Source organism: Terribacillus saccharophilus (genome assembly GCF_002272745.1).
Lineage (GTDB): Bacteria > Bacillota > Bacilli > Bacillales > Amphibacillaceae > Terribacillus > Terribacillus saccharophilus_B.
In genome coordinates this window covers 997,527-1,017,781 of the sequence record NZ_NPBD01000007.1, presented here as the reverse complement: position 1 = coordinate 1,017,781, position 20,255 = coordinate 997,527, and the positions used below count along the sequence as shown (strand labels likewise).

Annotated in this window: 18 protein-coding genes and 1 riboswitch; of the genes, 3 read left to right on the top strand and 15 right to left on the bottom strand. The window is 43.8% G+C overall.

Annotated features, from left to right (window positions below; translation table 11 throughout):
- From CHH58_RS12170 to CHH58_RS12160, 3 genes are all read right to left on the bottom strand, one after another.
- Window positions 1-441 (bottom strand): YhcH/YjgK/YiaL family protein, encoded by a 441-nt coding sequence (locus CHH58_RS12170; RefSeq protein WP_095262565.1) that lies wholly within the window; start codon window positions 439-441, stop codon window positions 1-3.
- A gap of 137 nt (window positions 442-578) precedes the next feature.
- On the bottom strand, window positions 579-1,583 hold the full coding sequence (gene pdxA, locus CHH58_RS12165; protein ID WP_095232517.1) for a 4-hydroxythreonine-4-phosphate dehydrogenase PdxA: 1,005 nt from the start codon (window positions 1,581-1,583) through the stop codon (window positions 579-581).
- A gap of 520 nt (window positions 1,584-2,103) precedes the next feature.
- The gene (locus tag CHH58_RS12160; RefSeq protein ID WP_095229526.1) at window positions 2,104-3,186 is read right to left on the bottom strand and encodes a tetraprenyl-beta-curcumene synthase family protein; all 1,083 of its coding nucleotides are present in this window, start codon (window positions 3,184-3,186) and stop codon (window positions 2,104-2,106) included.
- Between the two features lie 88 nt (window positions 3,187-3,274).
- Here CHH58_RS12160 and CHH58_RS12155 point away from each other — a divergent pair, with 88 nt between their 5' ends.
- The gene (locus tag CHH58_RS12155; RefSeq protein WP_095232516.1) at window positions 3,275-3,784 is read left to right on the top strand and encodes a gamma carbonic anhydrase; all 510 of its coding nucleotides are present in this window, start codon (window positions 3,275-3,277) and stop codon (window positions 3,782-3,784) included.
- A gap of 33 nt (window positions 3,785-3,817) precedes the next feature.
- On the opposite strand, the gene asnB is transcribed toward CHH58_RS12155, so the two are convergent.
- The gene (gene asnB / locus CHH58_RS12150; protein ID WP_095232515.1) at window positions 3,818-5,725 is read right to left on the bottom strand and encodes an asparagine synthase (glutamine-hydrolyzing); all 1,908 of its coding nucleotides are present in this window, start codon (window positions 5,723-5,725) and stop codon (window positions 3,818-3,820) included.
- Window positions 5,726-5,858: 133 nt separating this feature from the next.
- On the bottom strand, window positions 5,859-7,058 hold the full coding sequence (metK, locus tag CHH58_RS12145; RefSeq protein WP_095229519.1) for a methionine adenosyltransferase: 1,200 nt from the start codon (window positions 7,056-7,058) through the stop codon (window positions 5,859-5,861).
- Between the two features lie 184 nt (window positions 7,059-7,242).
- Window positions 7,243-7,348, bottom strand: a riboswitch (SAM riboswitch).
- 189 nt (window positions 7,349-7,537) lie between these two features.
- On the opposite strand from metK, the gene pckA reads away from it, so the two are divergent.
- Window positions 7,538-9,121, top strand: a complete 1,584-nt coding sequence (pckA, locus tag CHH58_RS12140; RefSeq protein ID WP_095229517.1) for a phosphoenolpyruvate carboxykinase (ATP) — start codon at window positions 7,538-7,540, stop codon at window positions 9,119-9,121.
- Window positions 9,122-9,167: 46 nt separating this feature from the next.
- Here pckA and ytkD read toward each other — a convergent pair whose 3' ends face one another.
- Window positions 9,168-9,644: an RNA deprotection pyrophosphohydrolase gene (ytkD, locus tag CHH58_RS12135; RefSeq protein ID WP_095232513.1), complete on the bottom strand. Its 477-nt coding sequence runs from the start codon at window positions 9,642-9,644 to the stop codon at window positions 9,168-9,170.
- A gap of 27 nt (window positions 9,645-9,671) precedes the next feature.
- Window positions 9,672-10,202, bottom strand: a complete 531-nt coding sequence (locus tag CHH58_RS12130) for a hypothetical protein (protein WP_095229513.1) — start codon at window positions 10,200-10,202, stop codon at window positions 9,672-9,674.
- 671 nt (window positions 10,203-10,873) lie between these two features.
- Here CHH58_RS12130 and CHH58_RS12125 point away from each other — a divergent pair.
- A complete protein-coding gene (locus CHH58_RS12125) occupies window positions 10,874-11,695 on the top strand; it encodes a DUF6612 family protein (protein ID WP_095229511.1) in 822 nt (273 codons plus the stop codon).
- A 39-nt stretch (window positions 11,696-11,734) separates the two neighbouring features.
- Here CHH58_RS12125 and CHH58_RS12120 read toward each other — a convergent pair whose 3' ends face one another.
- The 8 genes from CHH58_RS12120 to CHH58_RS12085 form a co-directional block, all read right to left on the bottom strand.
- Window positions 11,735-12,490 carry a SurA N-terminal domain-containing protein gene (locus tag CHH58_RS12120; RefSeq protein WP_095232512.1) on the bottom strand — a complete coding sequence of 252 codons (756 nt, stop codon included), beginning with the start codon at window positions 12,488-12,490 and terminating at the stop codon, window positions 11,735-11,737.
- A gap of 124 nt (window positions 12,491-12,614) precedes the next feature.
- On the bottom strand, window positions 12,615-12,782 hold the full coding sequence (locus CHH58_RS12115; RefSeq protein WP_245609735.1) for a YqaE/Pmp3 family membrane protein: 168 nt from the start codon (window positions 12,780-12,782) through the stop codon (window positions 12,615-12,617).
- Window positions 12,783-12,851: 69 nt separating this feature from the next.
- Window positions 12,852-13,946, bottom strand: coding sequence for an o-succinylbenzoate synthase (gene menC, locus CHH58_RS12110; RefSeq protein ID WP_095229505.1), 1,095 nt, complete (start codon window positions 13,944-13,946; stop codon window positions 12,852-12,854).
- A complete protein-coding gene (locus tag CHH58_RS12105; protein ID WP_095262564.1) occupies window positions 13,946-15,421 on the bottom strand; it encodes an o-succinylbenzoate--CoA ligase in 1,476 nt (491 codons plus the stop codon). The genes menC and CHH58_RS12105 overlap by 1 nt, the downstream gene beginning before the upstream one ends.
- 69 nt (window positions 15,422-15,490) lie before the next feature.
- A complete protein-coding gene (gene menB, locus CHH58_RS12100) occupies window positions 15,491-16,309 on the bottom strand; it encodes a 1,4-dihydroxy-2-naphthoyl-CoA synthase (protein ID WP_038565044.1) in 819 nt (272 codons plus the stop codon).
- Window positions 16,309-17,124: a 2-succinyl-6-hydroxy-2,4-cyclohexadiene-1-carboxylate synthase gene (gene menH, locus CHH58_RS12095; RefSeq protein ID WP_249275117.1), complete on the bottom strand. Its 816-nt coding sequence runs from the start codon at window positions 17,122-17,124 to the stop codon at window positions 16,309-16,311. Before menH ends, menB begins: the two co-directional genes overlap by 1 nt.
- Window positions 17,117-18,862 carry a 2-succinyl-5-enolpyruvyl-6-hydroxy-3-cyclohexene-1-carboxylic-acid synthase gene (gene menD, locus CHH58_RS12090; RefSeq protein WP_095262562.1) on the bottom strand — a complete coding sequence of 582 codons (1,746 nt, stop codon included), beginning with the start codon at window positions 18,860-18,862 and terminating at the stop codon, window positions 17,117-17,119. The genes menH and menD overlap by 8 nt, the downstream gene beginning before the upstream one ends.
- Window positions 18,859-20,214 (bottom strand): isochorismate synthase, encoded by a 1,356-nt coding sequence (locus CHH58_RS12085; RefSeq protein WP_170937608.1) that lies wholly within the window; start codon window positions 20,212-20,214, stop codon window positions 18,859-18,861. Before CHH58_RS12085 ends, menD begins: the two co-directional genes overlap by 4 nt.
- Window positions 20,215-20,255: the final 41 nt, after the last annotated feature.

Sequence of the window (20,255 nt, the reverse complement as noted above, 5' to 3'; positions counted from 1 at the left end):
TTAAATTTCAATTTTAATAACTGCTTTTTTGTATGTCGTCGCTTTATCTATATACTTTAAAGCTTTATGTCCATCGTGAGGCAGACAAATATAGGCCATACCTTTATTGATTTTCATGGTCGTTTTTGGACTACCCTCTAAACGAACAACATCTTTTTCCGCATTGTATACCACATCAACTACTAATTGGGCAGTTGGTGCCCATGCAATGTATTCAGATCCGTCCATCACAATTTGGATATCTATATAATTTCTATGTGCTTCAAACGTTCCTTTATCTATGTGAGTCGTAGTTCCTTCTTGAAAGAATAAATAACCACCATCAAAATCGAATCTCTTGTTATAATCTATTTCGACTTCGTTTAACTTCTCTAAACCGTTTCCGATTTTTGGGTTTAATGATACATATTTATTCAAATTTTCTATTATATCAAATATCATACTATTCACATCGTTTCTTAATTACATTATTTACTATCTGCATTTAATAAGTAAGGGTTTACATTTTTCTTGAAAGCCTTTCTTTAGAGCCCTCTTAAAAACTCTTATTACACATTACACAATACATATCCCAATCCCTAATTCAAAATCTCTTTTGGAGACAAATCAGCAGCAGATTGGATAGCTGCTAGCATACTTCTTTCATCAGCTATATTTTTCCCAGCAATATCAAATGCAGTACCATGGTCTACAGAGGTACGAATAACACCGCCATTTAAACCAACCGTGATATTGACCCCCTCTTCCAAGCCTAATACCTTTATTGGCACATGCCCTTGATCGTGATAACAGGCAACGACCAGATCAAAATCACCACGAACCGCTCGAAAAAATACGGTGTCTGCAGGGTGTGGACCGCTTACATTTATTCCATCAGCAATTGCTTGTTCAATTCCTGGAACTAGTTTTTCTTCCTCTTCCCCTTCACCAAACAAGCCATTCTCACCCGCATGCGGATTAATTCCGCAAACCGCAATTCTTGGATTTGTGTAGCCCGCACGTGTTAATGTTTCGTGAGCAAGCTTCACCACTTTATACGTTCGTTCTGGCGTAATAGACTGAACCGCTTTAATCAGACCAACATGTGTAGTCAAATGGATGACCTTCAATTTGGGTGAAGATAACATCATCGAATAATCCACCGTTTCAGTTAATTCCGCAAGGATTTCAGTATGTCCCGGATATAGATGTCCTCCCTTGTGAAGGGCTTCTTTATTTAATGGCGCAGTACAGATCGATTGAATCTCCTTATTTTTCGCCAGTTCAACAGCCGTCTTCAAATATTGAAAGGCAGCATCTCCCGCTTGTGGTGATAATTCTCCAAAAGGCAGGTCAGCAGGCAGTAAATTCAGATCGATACAATCAATTTTCCCAAATTCAAATTTGCTCTCAGTAACAGTTGCAACTGCCGCAACAGTTAATGGTGATTGAATGATACGGATGGCTCTTTCTATCAATTTCGCATCACCGATCACAACTGGTCTGCATATATCGTAAACCGCTGAATGGCCCAAGGCTTTCACGATAATCTCAGGACCCACTCCAGCGGCGTCGCCTATGGTAATCCCTATAATCGGTTTCATCAAATTCCCTCCCATTAAATTTATAATACGGCTTTTAACATGACTTTCTTTGTGGCAATGTTCACAGCCACAATAACTAACTCTTTGTCAGTGAATAACCCGCTATAGTTACTCCTTTTAAAACAACTACGAAAATAGTCGTTTATTTTTTAAACATTATTTGTTTTTGTAACGCTTTCACAAATTAATTATATATATGGTTGTTTAATTTATCAACATATTTTTCGTTAAAAGTGTATCTTAGGTCAAGACTAGCCAACGCCGGGAGATATAATGCGCAAAGCGAATGAATTAGGCAGTACATGCAGTTCCATCCAGGTTATGATCTGGCCACCCAAAAGATAGTGTCTGACATCACTGAAAGTGAAAAGAGATAGGAATGAGCTTAGCAGAGATTTCCAATGATTTCTGAGCAGGTAAAGTACGTCTTATTGTTTTTCCTGTTCATCGTGCTATTGGCAGCTGCTTTCCCGCCATTCATCATTGCTAACGAGAAGACAAAATAAAGAAGCGCGAGCCCCTAACTAATCGGGGTACGCGCTTCTTTCATTTTGTTATATGCTTTGATATTCAAGTGGAAAAACTTCGATTTGTTTCCACTTGCCTTGAGCAGTGTTTTAATCATCTCTTTGCCATCCGAAAGCAGACTTACCTTGCGATCCGCCAGATACAGTCCAACAAGCCCGTGATGGACCATCTCATGGAATGAAGCATGCGGAAGGCGTTGCACGCTTTCGTTCGTCCGCTCAATGAAGTACTGGAGTCTTTCCTTCATTTCATCTGAATCCCGGTAATAATGGCAGAAATTCAGATCTCCTTCCTCTTCATCCTCCATCTGATCGATATAGTAATCTAGCAGAATGTGGAGTCCTTGCATATACGGGAAATAGCTTTGATAAATATCATCAGCCAATTGCTGGTCGAGCTCCATCCCCATTCCATACGATACAAAACAGAAGATGCCGAGCGTCGAACCGCTGCACGCAGAGAATTCATACCACGTAAGATCCCGGTGCTCCTCTTGATGCTGGGCAAACCAGTTTGTCAGTCTTTCAATCCGCTCTTCCTTCGCCACATGCTTATGCACTTGCAAATCGCCGTATAAACCGGAAAGTTTCAGCAAATAAGGCTGCAAAACTTGCAGGCTAGGCTGTTTGCCAAGAATGGTCTGACAAGTGAAAACAAGTGAGTGCAAGTATCCGCCGTCTTCCCGCTCGTCACGCAATGCATAATAATCCTTCAGCTTTTCACCGGGCTGAAGTGCATCGAGCATTGATTGATGCAATAGACGAAAATCTTCTGGATCAAGAGAAGTACTGCGATCACATAGATTATCAAGATAGTCACTGATAGTTTGATAGGCAATAATGAATTTGATTGCTTGCTTCCACGCATCTCCAGCAAGCAGACTGTATACTGCTCCGCCCTGACAATGGAAGCGTTTGGTCCGAATACTCTCCAGCGCCTGCTTGCGCAGTTCCGGATCCGGTATCGCTTCTGCCCGCTGCGTCCATAGTTCCAATTCTTTATGTACTTCCGGGAATATTTTCCGATATACTTGATGCATAAGTAAAACTGATGACTTTGGTATTTGTTGGGCCATAATGTGATTTCGCTCCTCGAATCCGGGATTGTCTTCTTTCCAAAAAATCTATTAATTCTATAAGAACATAAACGAAGGGAGTATTCAAATGATATACGAATACGACAAGAAACGTCCACATGTTCACAAAGAAGCTTATGTAGCTCCTGATGCCGTTATTACAGGAGACGTCACGATTAAAAAAGATGCCAGCATCTGGTTCAAGACAGTGATTCGCGGTGATGTTTCACCAGTTATGATTGGTGAAGGCGCCAATGTGCAGGATCTTTGTGTCCTTCACCAAAGTCCTGATCTTCCTCTTATTATAAAGCAAGGAGCCACGATTGGTCACCAAGTTACACTGCATTCTTGCACAATTGGAAAAAATTCTCTTGTAGGTATGGGTTCACTTGTCCTTGATGGCGCGGTTATCGAGGATGATGCTTATGTAGGCGCAGGTTCACTCGTCCCTCCAGGCAAGACTATTCCTTCCGGCAAACTCGCATTCGGCAGACCTGCCAAAGTAATACGCGATTTAACCGAAGCTGATTTCCAGGACATGGAGCGCATAAGAATGGAATATATCAAAAAAAGTAAACAGTATAAAGAAACAACATAAAAAGCCGTTCCTCTCACAGGAACGGCTTTTTTATTATGTGGTCTGAAGTTTGCTTTCCACTCTATCAACTTTTTGGAATTCTGCAAAGTCATACTTACGTTCAACGTAAATCTGATGCCATAGCATGAAAGCAAGTACAGTCCAGATTTTACGGCTGTAATCTCCCTTACCTTGACAATGTGCATCTAATAGATTCAAGATGTAGTCTTTATGCAAAAGATGATCTGTTTGGCTTTCATGGATGAGTGTCTTCGCCCAGCCATTCAGTTCATTTTTCAGCCAGTGGCGCATTGGAACTGGGAAACCAAGTTTTTTCCGATGCAAAACATGATCCGGTACAATGCCTTCCACTGCTTCACGAAGTAGACTCTTCGTTGTGTTGTTGGCAATTTTCAAATCTTCCGGAATCTCGCGGGCAACACGGAATACTTCTTTATCCAAGAATGGTACGCGCAGCTCTAGTGAATGTGCCATTGTCATCTTATCCGCTTTTAGAAGGATGTCTCCGCGCATCCATGTATGAATGTCGATATACTGCATTTGATCGACAAGCGATTCGTTCTTTACGTTCTCATACAATGGCGCTGTGATCTGCTGGTAGCGGATTGCATCATTATATGTTTTCAAAAGCTTTTGCTTGTCCGCACTTTCGAACATTTTAGCATTCCCGATATAACGATCCTTCAATGGTGTTGTACCACGCTCAAGGAAGCTCTTACCGCGTACACCTTCTGGCAAGATTTTAGCTACTCTTGCAAGCAATGCTTTAGCAGGTCCAGGAATACTATCGAACATGCGCAAGGATTCAGGTTCACGGTAGATATTGTATCCGCCGAATAGTTCATCCGAACCTTCACCGGAAAGTACAACCGTTACATGTTTGCTAGCTTCTCTTGCCACGAAGTAAAGTGCCACAGCAGATGGATCAGCCAATGGATCATCCATATGCCACATGATTTTTGGAAGTTTTTCTAAGTATTCTTCTGGTGTAATGATATGGGAGTAGTTTTCTACGCCGAGTTTCTCAGCTGTTTCTTTCGCCACATCCACTTCGGAGAATCCTTCACGTTCAAAACCGACAGAGAATGTCTTCAAATTCGGATTGAATTGCTTCGCAATGGCTACAATGATAGAAGAATCAATTCCACCTGAAAGGAAAGAACCGACTGGTACATCACTTCGCATATGCTTGCTCACAGAATCATGAAGCACATCCTGGATACGAGTGATCCAAGCTTGCTTGTCCATGATTTTCGGTGAGAACGTCGCATGCCAGTAACGATGGAATTCTATCGGTTCGCCTTCACGCTTCACGAAGTAGTGACCTGGCTCAACTTTCTTGATACCTTCTGTCATCGTGAATGGTTCCGGTACATACTGGTAGCTCAAATAATGCTGGAGCGCTTCCGTATCAACTGTCTCTGATTCTTCCAGAAGTGTGATGCTCTTCTTCTCAGAAGCGAAGAAAATCTCATCTTCTGTTTCTTTATAGAAGAGCGGTTTGATGCCAAATGGGTCGCGTGCTCCGAAAAATGTCTTCTTCTCTTTATCCCATAGCAAAATGCTGAACATACCGCGAAGCTCTTTGAACGCTTCCGTTCCGTATGTATGGTACATCGCTGCGATGACCTCGGTATCGGATTCTGTCTTGAACTCTGCGCCTTTTTTCAGCAATTCTTCACGTAGCTCTACATAGTTGTAGATCTCTCCGTTGAAAACCATCCAAATTTTCTCATCGTCATAGCTTAATGGCTGAACACCAGCCTCGATATCAATAATACTCAAGCGGCGGAAACCGAATGAGACATGTTCGTCATGGTAATAACCTTCATCATCCGGACCGCGGTGCGTGATGATGTTGTTCTGTTGTTTGAATTTATCCTTATCAGCTTGCGTTAATTGTTTTACGTTTTTTCTTATTACGCCAATCAAACCACACATTTAATGTTAGCCTCTCTTTCATTACTTCTAGCCATTAATTATAGCATAAAACAATTCGGTTCTTGAAGGGAGATTATGGGTGCCGACACAAAAAAAGCAAGAGCGAAATTACCGCTCTTGCCTTTCAAGCAGCTTATGCAAAAGTATAGCTTTCCAGCTGTACTGCTTTGTCAGTCTGCTCCCAAGGGAAGTTTTTATCTGTACGTCCGAAGTGACCGTATGCAGCTGTATCTTTGTAGATTGGCTGACGCAGGTTCAGCATTTTGATGATGCCGGCAGGACGAAGGTCGAATAAATCGCGTACTGCTTTCACCAATGCTTCTTCTGACTCTTTGCCTGTTCCGAAAGTATCGATACTGATGGATACTGGTTCAGCAACACCGATCGCATAAGCAAGCTGTACTTCACATTTCTCAGCAAGACCTGCTGCAACGATGTTCTTCGCCACATAACGTGCTGCATAAGCACCGGAACGGTCTACTTTTGTAGCATCTTTTCCACTGAATGCACCGCCGCCGTGACGTGCATAACCGCCATACGTATCAACAATGATTTTACGTCCAGTCAGACCTGCATCACCTTGCGGACCGCCGATAACGAATCGTCCAGTCGGGTTGATGATGTATTTCGTATTTTCATCCAGCAATTCAGCTGGAACGACAGGTTTGATAACAAGCTCTTTCAAATCGGTATGAATCTGAGCTTGCTCCACTTCTGGGTGGTGCTGTGTGGAGATGACAATTGTATCAATCCGTACTGGTTGATCGTTTTCATCATACTCTACTGTTACTTGTGTTTTCCCATCCGGGCGTAAGTAATCCACAGTTTCATCTTTCCGTATCTTCGCCAATTGCTTGGATAGACGGTGCGCCAATGAAATTGGCAGCGGCATATATTCTGGTGTTTCATTGCTTGCATAGCCAAACATCAAGCCTTGGTCACCTGCGCCGATTGCATCGATCTCTTCGTCCGTCATCAGCCCTTCACGAGCCTCAAGCGCCTGGTCGACACCGCCTGCAATATCAGGAGATTGCTCATCGATTGCTGTCAATACAGCACATGTATCAGCATCAAAGCCATATTTCGCACGTGTATAACCAATTTCCTTGATTGTTTTACGCACGATGCTTTGGATATCTACATAAGCGCTTGTTGTAATTTCACCTGCAACGAGTACAAGACCAGTCGTAACAGTCGTTTCACAAGCAACACGGGCATTCGGGTCCTTAGCTAGGATTTCATCTAATATTGCATCCGAGATCTGGTCACAGATTTTATCCGGATGACCTTCAGTAACGGATTCTGAGGTAAATAATCGACGATTAGCAGTCATTCTGCCAAATCCCCCTTCAACTACAATTAATACGGAAGTTTTACTCTTTCCAAGGTATGTTATTAAGAAACTTGATAATGGGTGAAGGTTGAAAGAGCACTATCATTAGTATTGCTCTTTTTTTATTATTAAGCCGTTACATGAAAAAAACCTTCCATCATAACAGAAGGCTGGCTTATTCCCTCTCTTATCGTTCAAGGTATCCCTTGCTCAGGTTGAGCACCATTTCACAAAATGTGACGGTTGCCGGGTTTCTTAGGGCCTGTCCCTCCGCCTACTCTGAATAAGAGTGATTTTCCGTTCGCAACTATGTTATCGGAACAGCCTCCAGAAGTCAACAAAATCATGTTAATACCGACTTAAAAACTCGGAATTATTAACTAATAAAGCATTCGCTTATTGATTGCATTTTAAATTAGTATGTATTAATATCTTAATGTGTTATACTATTTAAAACTTCTAAAAAAGGCGGGATCCAGATGCGAATGATGCACGCGTTAACAGCGCTAGAAGAAATGCGCTCCCAATCCAATGTAAGAAAAAACCTATCAGCGGCTCAGCTGACGGAGGCGGCATTGTCCCGCCAGGAAGCTCGTTTGACAAATACTGGTGCTTTGCGGGCTGCAACAGGAAAATATACAGGCCGCTCACCAAAGGATAAATTCATCGTAAAAGACGAGCTTTCCGAAAACAAAGTAGACTGGGGAAAAGTCAACCAGCCTATCAGCGAGGAAACATTCGAGCACTTATTAGGTAAAGTCGTCGACTATCTGCAGGCACAGGAAGAAGTATTCTCATTCCAAGGCTTTGCCGGAGCTGATGAACGCTACCATCTTCCAATACAAGTAATCAATGAATACGCTTGGCATAATTTATTTGCCCACCAATTGTTCATTCGACCAAATGAGGAGGAGCTGACTTCACATAAACCTGCATTCACTGTCATCTCTGCTCCTGGTGTAAAAGCAGATCCGCTAGTCGATGGCACTAATTCAGAAGCATTTGTCATCGTTTCCTTCAAACAGCGCGTAATCGTGATAGGCGGTACGGAATATGCGGGAGAAATGAAGAAATCCATTTTCTCCGTAATGAATTTCCTTCTTCCGCAGCAGGAAATCCTGCCAATGCACTGCTCTGCTAATGTAGGATCGGATGGTGATACAGCCCTCTTCTTCGGTTTATCCGGAACAGGTAAGACTACACTATCTGCTGATCCAAACAGACCTTTGATCGGGGATGACGAACATGGCTGGTCACCTGATGGAATCTTCAATATTGAAGGCGGCTGTTATGCTAAATGCATCAATCTTTCAGCTGATAAAGAGCCAGAAATTCATGGCGCAATCAAATTCGGTACAATTCTTGAAAACGTGACTGTTGGTAAAGATGGCGTCTGTGATTACGAAGATGGTTCAGTTACGGAGAATACACGTGCAGCCTATCCAATTGATTACATCAAGGGCAGCCTGCCTAAGAGCTTAGCAGGTCATCCAAAAACAATCATTTTCCTGACTGCAGATGCAACTGGCGTGCTGCCGCCAATCAGTAAATTGACAACCGAACAGGCAATGTATCACTTCCTTAGCGGATATACGAGCAAACTTGCTGGTACAGAGCGCGGCGTTACAGAACCTGAAGCTACGTTCTCGACTTGCTTCGGTGCTCCATTCCTGCCGTTGGCACCTTCTGTCTATGCTGAGATGCTCGGCGAAAAAATCAGTGAACATCAAGCAGAGGTGTATCTCGTCAATACCGGCTGGACAGGCGGAGATTACCATTCGGGTTCCCGTATGAAGCTTCCGTACACACGCTCAATGGTTCAGGCTGCTCTCAGCGGGGAACTACGTAATGCAGAAACCACTCAAGATCCAATTTTCGGCCTGCATGTTCCGGTTTCTATTGCAAATGTACCAGCAGAGCTGCTGATACCGGAAAATGCATGGGAAGACAAAGCTGCTTACAAATCGACGGCACAAGAACTTGCGGTAAAATTCCATCAGAACTTCACAAAATTCGACTTTCTTGATGATGCTATTCGCCAAGCCGGACCAATATATAAATAAAAAAGAACTGCCCCGATAGCTGTTGTTAGCTTTTGGGGCAGTTCTTTTACATTGTCTTTTCAAACTTATCTATATGATGCAATGCACTAGGCAGCACCTTATCTTTCATCATAAAGCTGTATTCAGCATGCTGTGCCAGATGGGAAGGGAACTTTTCGACCAGTACTGGTCCATATGTTTCCATATAATTGGATTTCTTCTTCAGTTCCGAGATGATGGCATAATAGACATTCTTCACGATATGCCCGGCCTTGCCTGCCACGAAGTACTGACCGACATACTTTAATTGCTGGACTACACCGCCTGTCTCCTCCATTACTTCCCGCAAAGCAGCATGCTCTGCCGTTTCTCCTTTTTCCACCTTACCGCCAGGGAACTCCAATCCCCTATCTTTATGACGTGTGAGAAGCCATTTACTTCCGTATCGGCAAATCACCCACACATGTTTAGGCTGATCAGAAAATGGATGATCGGCGAAAGACATCTTCACTTCATTATTGTAGTAATCTCTGAACGTAATCATCTTCCCACTGCCTTCTTCACATCAAACCTACAAGTATTTGACTGCTGCTATCTTCCAGCCTCCGTCATACATGAATTTGATCTCGATTGTATAGTTACCGTGCAAATCATCGGTATTGCTTTGTGTAATTGTAACATACTTATCGGAGTCTGTTTCCTCTTTGTATGAATTATCAGGATTGAACCAAGCTGGTGTCTCAGTCGGCAGAATGTACAAGCCGTCTGCTTCCTCTGTGAAATAGAAATCGACGATCGGGCCGCTTACATCTCTTGTAGCCACTTCGTCAAAACTTTTCAGCAAATCTTCTTTCGTATTATAGTTTAGAACTTTGTAATTTGCATCAATGTCTTGTGTGACTTTATCCATAAACGCAGCTGTCAGCTGTTCAATTTGCTCTTTATCCAGTTCCGGCTGCTCGGCAGCCTCATTTTTTTCTGCGTTTACTTGTTCAGCTGTTACAGCAGATATATTGTCTGATTGGTATGATAGCGCGAATGTAAATGGGACTAGGAGCGTGATGATAGCAGCTATTGCTTTTTTCCAAGTTGGTTGAAGCATAATTAGTCCTCCTTATGTAGTCATGTTATAGGTATTCCTCATCTGTCCGCTTTTAAAACCCCGAAAATTTGTAGGATTTTCTTACTGTTTGTCGGTTTCTGACACTTAATTTCAATTTAGTATTTGAATCCCCCACTTACTCTTTCTTTTAACAATTTAAAAGAGTGAGGGTTTGATTTGTAAAATAAACGGAACTAAGCTTAAGAATTACAAACGGCTTGATGAAGAAATACATACAACACGTCGAACTAAATATCCTTTCTTTTTGGCCAACAAAATAATATTGGAGGGTGACCATTTTAAAAAGAAATGCATCTAAGTTTATGCCAACCAACGCCGAAGCAAAATGCTTGAAAAGCCGTCAATGCACTATGATGGAACAGAAGATTGTACAACTTTTTGTCACAGCAATTATTATCCCTAGTCCTGACGTCTCATTTTCTTCTGGGTATTATGCTACTCTTTTGTAAACATCTAGAAAAAAATCGTAGTAACTTATTACTGAATGTAGTTTTTTGTAGGAAATTGTGAAGCAATTTCATGTAAAATACGTAATGAATTGATAGGCTTTCCATGCGGACTAATTTTTAACATCTATTGTAATAAGACATACTCCGTTTGTAATAAGGTAACGGGGTCCGTGAAAAAGCAAATTATTTTGGAGGGATTAGATGAAATCGGTAAAACATCTTGGCTGGTTAGTATTAGCACTAGCACTATTTTTGACTGGTTGCGGAACAGACAGCGCTTCTAAAGACGCTGAAGGGAAAGAGCAACAAGGCCCGACGCCGGAAGAAATCCTGCAAAAATCCGCCGAAGCTAATGAAGATTTGAATAGCTATGATATGGATATGACAATGGATATGGACGTCAAAGCTTCTGGATTGGATCAAACCATGACTACTACAGCGGACGGTACTATCGTGATGGATCCACTTTCCTCAAAACTCAGCATGGAATCCATGGGACAGCAGTTCGATATGTATATCAAAGACAATATGATTTATATGTATGAGCCAGCATCTGATATGTGGATGAAGATGGATGCTGAATCAGAGATCGGTGCTTCACTTGGAACTGATCAAGTTGCACAGCCTTTGGATGAGCAGGTCCAACAAGTCAAGGATCTGGCGGAAAGTATTAAAGTATCCGAGACTGACACAGAGTATGTACTTGATGTAGTAGTGGCAGAGGATAAGATGATGAGCTTTATGGAAGAGCAGATGGGTGCAGCAGGCGAAAGCCTCGAGAGCATGGGTAACTTTACTTTTGATAAGTTCAACTACACAATCTCCATTGATAAGGAGACAAATTATCCAAAGAACATCAAATTGGATATGGTCATGAAAATGGAAGAAGCCGGTGATGAAGCAACTGTCAATGCATTGATGGATATGAACTATGAGAACTACAATGCAACAGACAGTATTGAAATCCCAGCTGAAGCAGAAAGTGCAGTGGACATTTCTGATCAAGCAGCTGCAACTTACTAAACAAGAAAGGCACCAGGATATCCTGGTGCCTTTTCTGGTTTAGATATTATATTTCACATCTGCATCTTTCTCGAGCTCGTCCACTTTATCAAGCATGACAGTCTGTAAGTTCTGCTGTTCCATTGTCGCTTTCAGCTGGTCCTTGATGTCATCGTATTTTGGCAGGCTGTCTTCTTGTTTACTTTCTTTAGCCTGTTTTTCCATTTCTTCATAGTATGTCTTCATATCGTCTTCTGTCACTTCTTTCGGTGACAGCTCGCTATCGACATATTTCGTTACAAGCAAGCCTTCCTTCAGCTGCTGCTTATACTCATCTTCTGAAGAACCTGTAGCTTCCAATGCCTGATTGAATTGGTCTTCATCTTCAAACTGTTCTTTAGCGGATTTAAGTTCATCATCCACTTCTTTATCAGTAACGTCGTAGTCTTTATTCTCTGCTTCCTGCAGAAGCAGTTCATTGCCTACAAGACTTTTCAATACTTGATCCTTCATTTCTTTTGCGGCATCATCCGTTGTCGGATCAGAGCCGCTTGCCTGTGCTTGCTGCTGAGCAGAGGATAAAAGGGAGTTATACTCTTCGCCTTTGATCTCGGTGCCATTAACAGTCGCAACTGTTTCTTCCGGATCTACTTGCTGTTCTTCCATCTTCTTCTGCATTTCTTCCATTTGCTTTTGTGCTTCTTCCTGATCAGCTGTTGTAGAAGCATTATCAGTTGATTTATCCTCATCATTCCCACATGCAGCCAATACAATAGCTAGCACCAGCATCAGGCATAGGGTTGTAATACGTTTCATAAAATAGAAACCCCTCTCTTCGTGTATGGTTACGAATGTAACATCTATTAGCACTCAACTCAAGTATACCACGTATTTTTAGTAGAAAAGTAAGAGAAAGACGCCCGCTTAAAGGGCGCCTTTTTTACGCATACTGCTTCTTGCTATTTTTATGGTCTTTCACTACCAGGGCAGCATGTACAGCTCCCGGAACGAAAAAGATTAGCGTTAAAACTAGGTTCAAAAGAGCCTTAAATGGCTTACCGGTGAACAATACGGCCACAGGCGGCAATAAAATCGCCAATAGGTACATAAACATAGGTATTCCTCCTCTAAACTGCATTACTTTAGAAATACCCCTATTTGGTTCATTTGACACCTATTATCCTGCTGATACCTCACTGGATACATACTGTAAATATTCCATATCTACCTCCACCCCGATACCTGGTCCATCTGGTATTTGGATGCTTCCTTGTTCCACTCTCAGCGGATTGATGAGCAAGTCACGATTAAAATAACGGTCAGATCCAGACAAATCACCAGGGATTGAAAACCCAGGCAAAGAAGCAAGCGCCAGATTATGTGCCTTCGATATACCTGTTTCCACCATTCCTCCACACCAAACAGCTAAGCCAGCTTCCTGGCACAAATTGTGTATTCGGACTGCTTCCGTCAAGCCACCTACCCTTCCAATCTTGATATTAATAGTCCTGCATGCTCCTATCTCGAGAGCCTGCCAAGCATCCGAAAAGCTCTCCACTGTTTCATCAAGACAAATAGGTGTGTTCATTCGCTGTTGCAAGCGTTGATGCAAAACAATATCCCCTGAAAGAAACGGCTGTTCAATCATCTGCAGGTTCAAGCTGTCCAATTCAGCAAGCAGGGAAATATCCTCTTCCTTGTACATGCCATTCCCGTCGATCATGAGCGGCAGTTCTGGATCAATTTCCTTGACCAGTTCAATAGCTCTGCGCTCGTTATATTTTGTCACTTTCAGCTTGGCACGCTCAAAGCCCTGGCTGCGTATCATTTCAATTGTTTGCTCCAGATCATCAGATAGACTTATGACCGCCCCTGCCTTCGCTTTCGTTCTTGTACCGCCAATACAAGCAGCAAGGCTCTTGCCCTGCTGCTTCGCGTATAAATCCCATAATGCCCCTTCTACAGCAGCCTTGGCCATTTGGTTGCCTACGATGCCGGCAAACAGCTGCGGAACCTCTGTCGGGTGATTTACTTTTTTAGCAAAAAGAAGCGGAAGTAATGTTTCCTGCAGCAAAATCCAGCTGGATGCTACTGTTTCGCTTGTATAAAAAGGAACAGCAAAAGCAACTCCTTCGCCAAAGCCAGAATGCCCATATTTATCCTGCAGCTCGACGATGATTCCTTCTCTTTCGTTCAGCGCACCAGCATGTGTCGTAAAGGTCTGTTTAAGCGGCAGCGTGTATCGGAATAGACGATAGCTTTTTAGTTCCATCACTCACTACCCTCATCAAGCAGCTGCTGCAGCTTATAGCGCATTAGTTTATTACTGGCGTTACGCGGAAGCTCATCCACCCAGTACCAGTATTTTGGAATTTTATAGCGGGCAAGTTTTCCCTGGCAATACGCCTGTAATTCTTCGACACTCACTTCTGCATTTTTCACAAGGAATGCTACAGGTACGGCGCCCCATTTTGTATCAGTTTTTCCGATAACAGCTGCATCTTTTATAGTTGGATGACTCGTTAATACGCCTTCCACTTCAGCAGGATAGATATTTTCACCGCCGGAAATGATCAGATCCTTCCTGCGGTCAAGCACATACAAGTAACCATCTTGGTCTATGTAACCAACATCTCCTGTCGCCAGCCAGCCTTCTCGGAAAGCTCCCTCTGTTGCGTTTGGATTCCGATAATATCCTTTAGTGATCATTGGACCTTTCACTTGAATCTCCCCGGGCTCCTTTGGCTTGGCAAAACCAGTTTCGGTCATGATCCGCAGCTGGGCAGGAACAAGCGCTTTTCCGGCGGATCCTAGCTTGCGAATGCTATCCTCAGGGCTTAATGTAACTATTTGTGACGCAGTTTCAGTCATCCCATACGATTGAAATACAGGAATAGCACGTGCCTTTGACTCTTCCAGCAGATGGAGCGGAGCAGGTCCTCCTCCTAAAAGCATGCAGCGGAACTTCTCGGGATATGTGACACCGTCTTCCTCCTGCAGCCGTAACAAACGCTGTAACATGACCGTCACCACAGAGACGATCGTCACACCACGCTCTATGATCGCTGTCTGTACAACTTTTTCATTAAAGCTCTCGGTCACGTATAGAGGCATTCCGTAAATGGCGCTTTTGAAAATGGTCGATAACCCACCCACATGAAACATCGGCAGAGGAGACAGCCACTTATCCTCCTGGGAAAGGCCAAGATTCAGGGCAGAACCAATTGCACTCCACCAGTGGTTGCCGAATGTATGCTCGACACCTTTCGGATTGCCGGTTGTGCCGGAAGTATAGATGATACTGAACACATCATCTAATCGAAGCTCTGTACAGCAGGTATACTCCTTTTCAGGCTGCTCGTGCAGCATCTCGATTGTCTGTAAAGGTACACCAGTATCCTTCGCCTGTTTCTCGAATCTTGCTGCTGTGAGCAGTAAATTTGCTTCACTATCTTGCAGCTGGAAGGACCATTCAGACGCTGTCAGTCTCGTATTAAGCAGGATCAAAGTTGCTCCGATATAGCTCAGCGCATGGACAAGCACCACCATCTCCACGCTGTTATGGGATAGCACAGCTACCCGGGATCCTTGTTGAACACCTAGAGAAGCGAGCTTACGAGACTGGATATCGACTGCTTTATGCAAGTCACCGAATGTGATTTTCTTGCCCTCCGGCGTCTCTAAAGCCAAGCGTCCTGGACTGAGATCGGCCTGCTTCTGCAGCCAATGCGGGATGATTTCCGTCATGTTATCCATTCCTTTCTGTCATAAAGAAGAACCTTTGCAAAATGCTGCAAAGGTTCTTGATGGTATCTATTAAGGGAAACGCGGGAATTTCTTGAAGTCAGGTGTGCGTTTTTCCTTGAACGCATCACGGCCTTCCTTCGCTTCATCCGTTGTATAGTAAAGCAATGTTGCGTCTCCGCCCATTTGCTGCAAACCAGCAAGTCCATCTGTATCCGCATTAAGAGAAGCTTTCAAGAAACGCAATGCTGTTGGAGACATGGAAAGCATCTCTTCACACCATTTAACTGTTTCTGCTTCTAGCTGATCCAATGGAACGACTGTATTGACTAGGCCCATATCCAATGCTTCTTGTGCATTGTACTGACGGCATAGGAACCAAATTTCGCGAGCTTTCTTCTGACCGATATTACGCGCTAGAAGACCAGCACCGTATCCAGCATCGAAGCTTCCGACACGCGGACCTGTTTGGCCGAAGATTGCGTTATCAGCAGCAATAGTCAAGTCACAGACTACATGAAGAACATGTCCGCCGCCAATTGCATAACCAGATACTTCCGCAACAACTGGTTTAGGGATTACGCGAATTAAACGCTGTAAGTCAAGTACATTCAAGCGAGGAATTTGGTCTTCTCCCACATAGCCGCCATGACCGCGTACTTTTTGGTCACCGCCGGAACAGAATGCTTTATCGCCGACACCAGCAAGCACGATAACACCGATGTTAGAGTCGTCACGAGCGTATGTAAACGCATCGATCAGTTCATTTACCGTTTGCGGACGGAACGCATTGCGAACTTCCGGACGGTTGATCGAAATTTTTGCGATCTGATTGTATTCTTCGTACAAAATATCTTCGTATGTACGAGTAGCTTCCCATGTAATTGCCATTATGATTCCTCCAATATATCCGCTTCATTATGAAGCAAGTATCTTCTTACTATTTTATCAAAGATTCGCGGTTGTTCAACATGGACACAGTGACCGGCTGTCGCAACGATGTGTAATTCTGCTGCTGGCAGCCGTTTTTCCATCTCCTGATTGATACCGACGAATTTATGATCCAATGATCCTGCAACTAAAATTACTGGTTTATCCAAATAGGACAGCTCGTCCCAATAGGAGTCTTGTTTGCCCGTTCCTATAGTCCGGAGTGAACTCGCCAAACCGGTCGCTTGCTGCGATAAGCGTTCTTCCCTAATGATCTGCTGGATAAACTCCGGCAAGTTTTTTTGCGTGTCAAACAGCGGGATGTTTTCCCAGAAGTCAATAAACTGCACCAGACCATCCGTCTCAAGCCGCCTGGCCAGACGTTCATCCTGCATTTGCCTGGCCAGCCTTTCCTCTTCTGATCGCAACCCGGGTGATGCACTTTCCAGCAGCATCTCACTTATTCTATCAGGATAGCGGCAAGCAAATGCAAGAGCTGCTCTTCCTCCCATTGAATACCCGAGCAGCTTGACGTCAGTAATTCCATGTTGATCCAGAAATTCAGCAACAGCATCCGTGAAGCGGTTCATGGTCAGATCATCCTGAATTGCTGTCTGACCATGACCTGGCATATCTACAGCAATTACGTGATGTTTTTCACTCCACGATTCCAGGAAAGGCAACCACGTTTGATGAGTGCCAGTAAATCCATGAAACAGCAGGAGTGTATCTGACGCATTAGCACTACCACTTTCGATAAAGTGAAACTTAGGCATGACTAGCATCCAAATAATCTAGCAGCTGCCTCTCGGCTTTCTGCCATTTTTCACGGTGCCAGCTGACATTAGCATCCCGCTCGGTACGCACCTCAATGATATGCATTCCTTTTCTATTATAACTTTCCTGCAAAGCATCGGAAAATGCTGTACGATTATCTGCCAGTGTATAAGGCAGCTGATATAGTCCAGCTGTATGCGCGAAATCCAAGTTCGTTGGAGTACCGAAAAGAGCCTCGAAATGAGCTGCCTCTTGGGCTTGCGGCAGGAAGGAGAAAATGCCTCCTCCATTGTTATTGATCACAATAATAGTGAGATCGAGGCCGTAGTTGCGGCCTAGCATCAGCCCGTTCATATCGTGATAGAAGGAAAGATCTCCGATTACGAGTGTGGTGCGTTTACCGCCGGCTGCAACACCCAGTGCTGTTGAAACAACACCATCGATTCCATTTGTTCCACGGTTGCACCATGGCTGGATTTGTTTATCTGTTGCAAAGAAGAAGCTATCCAAATCGCGGATAGGCATACTGTTACCAACGAATACATTACTGTCTTCCGGTGTTTCACGAAGCATGTCCTGTACAGCTATTCCCTCAGTCAGCTCTTTACTTTCTATATCATCATGCAATACTTCTTGGGCAATTCGGTTCATTTCCTGCCATGTTGGCAGCCATGTTTCTGGCTTAGTGACAGGAATTGATGCTAGCGACTCGCAAAGCATAGTCGGATCAGCATAGATAAATTGTGTGTCCACACCGACTGGTTCACGATAGCCTGCGTGTTTCTCTACGACAATATGTTTATTGCCGGTATATTCTTTCATAAGAAATAGATACGGTTTGGAAACAGGCATTGCGCCAAACCGAATAATAAAGTCCGGCTGCAGTTTCGAACGCACAGATTCCGATTTTAGGATCGTATCATATGTTTCAATAATAACATCCTTCACATGTGCTCCACTTCGCAATTGTGATAACGGATCTGCCAATATTGGCAGCTGCCACTTCTCTGCAAAGTGAACAACTGCATTCGCAAATTCCTTATCCTCCTGAGGGCCGACTACGATCAAGCCTTTTTTAGAGGTTTCAAGAATTTCGACAAGCTGCTGTACATGGTTTGCATCCAATTGTGCTGAACCATATAAAGCAGGCTTTGCTGCGTTTTCTCCTGAGGACCAAATATTCTCAATGGTAAAATCAGGCGTAAGCGGCTCCCGAAACGGAAAATTGAGATGCACTGGGCCTGGATTTCCTTCCAACGCCTGCTGCATCGCTCTGCTTGCTTGCTGCTGTACATATCGCAGTGCTGCCGGATTCGCTTCCGGAAGCATCATCTCATGGAACCATTTGACGAAGCCGCCGTACATCTGAATTTGATTGATGGCTTGCGGCGCACCTACATCCCGCAGTTCATGCGGGCGATCGGCTGTCAAAAGAATCAAAGGGATGCGACTGTAAAAAGCCTCGACAACAGCAGGCATATAGTTCGCTGCTGCAGTTCCTGATGTACAAACAAGCGCCACTGGTTTTTGACTTTCCTTCGCAAGACCAAGCGCAAAGAATGCAGCAGATCGCTCATCCAAATTCACCCATTGTTTCATTTGCGGATGCTCTGTCATCATAAGGGCTAGCGGAGTGGAACGAGATCCAGGTGAAATTACGACCTGCTCCACACCGTTTCGCCAAAGTGCATCCACAAAATGTCCGACATATTTGGTCAATGTTTCTATATGACTCATTCTGATACCTCCAAAGCTTCCAGCATTGGACGGAATTTGATTGCCGTCTCTTCGAATTCCATATCTGGATCCGAATCCTTCACGACACCGCAGCCTGCAAACAACACAGCCTGCTTCCCGTCCAGCAAACCAGAACGGATGGCAACGGCAGTATCACCATTACGATAGCTGTCCATCCAGCCTACCGGCGCACCGTACCAGCCTCGTTCAAGCGGTTCTTTTTGTTCAATGAAATCCAAAGCTTCCTGCTTAGGCAAACCGCCTAACGCAGGTGTTGGATGCAGTTCCTGTACAATCTGCTGCAGAGAAGCTCCAGGCAAGAGTGTGGCAGAAACCGGAGTATGCAAGTGCTGAAGCTGCCGTAGTTTCAATAGCTGTGGTCCATCAGGCAGAAGTAAGTCCTTGCTGTATTTACTGATTACATCTGTAATCATTTTTACAACGTATTGATGTTCTTCACGATTTTTACTATCTTGTAACAGCGCATCTCCGATAATTTGATCGTCTGTCTCGTTCTTACCGCGCGGAGCAGTTCCTGCGACACAGCTTGTATGCAGTATGCCAGACTCAACACGCACTAGACGCTCCGGCGTTGCCCCAAGGAAACACGATGAGCCATTTTCGACAGCAAAAATAAAACTGTCCTTTTGGGTATCCAGCAAATTCCGCAGCACACCAGCTGCGTGAAGCCTCTCTTCAAATTCAAGTTTCATTGCCCGTGCCAGCACGACTTTATCCAATTCAGTCGACTTTATTGTGTCCGTTGCTTCTTTTACTAATCGCTTCCACGCTTGTGACTCCAGCTCTTCCTTACTAATGAGCTCCGTCTGCAGCGAAGGAAAATCTTTTTCAGCGAACAGCTGCTCGAGCTGCCCAAATATACTAGTGATTTGACTCTCTATATTCGAACCATCCACTAACTGATTGATTGTTACATAATATTCTTTCTCCGTTTTGGTCAAAGTAAAAGCAGGTATGCGATATTGTGTATCAGGAAAGTCCTGCCACAGTTCACGTTCACGCTCCTGCTGAAAGTTCATTCCACTGAAAGCAACAGGGCCTGTTCCAGCTCTCAAAGAAAGATTGTGAACAACTGCACTTTCTATAACATACTCCCATTCATCAGCAGTACGCATATCCAATATTGCCGGTCCTGCACCAACCAAGTAAAGATCATCTTTTTGGCTGTACCAGAAATGGCGGTTTCCTTCTAAAGAAGAACCATTAGCAAAGAAACGGAGAGGATCTATCGCTCCGACTTTCTCAGTCCAGCTGACCAGTATTTGCTGTTTCTGCTTATCAGCAGCTTTACGAAGAAAAGACTCGAAATCTGTCTTATATTGTTGAATCATATTTTCCGACCTCCACATTACTGCAAGGACAATTAAAGTTC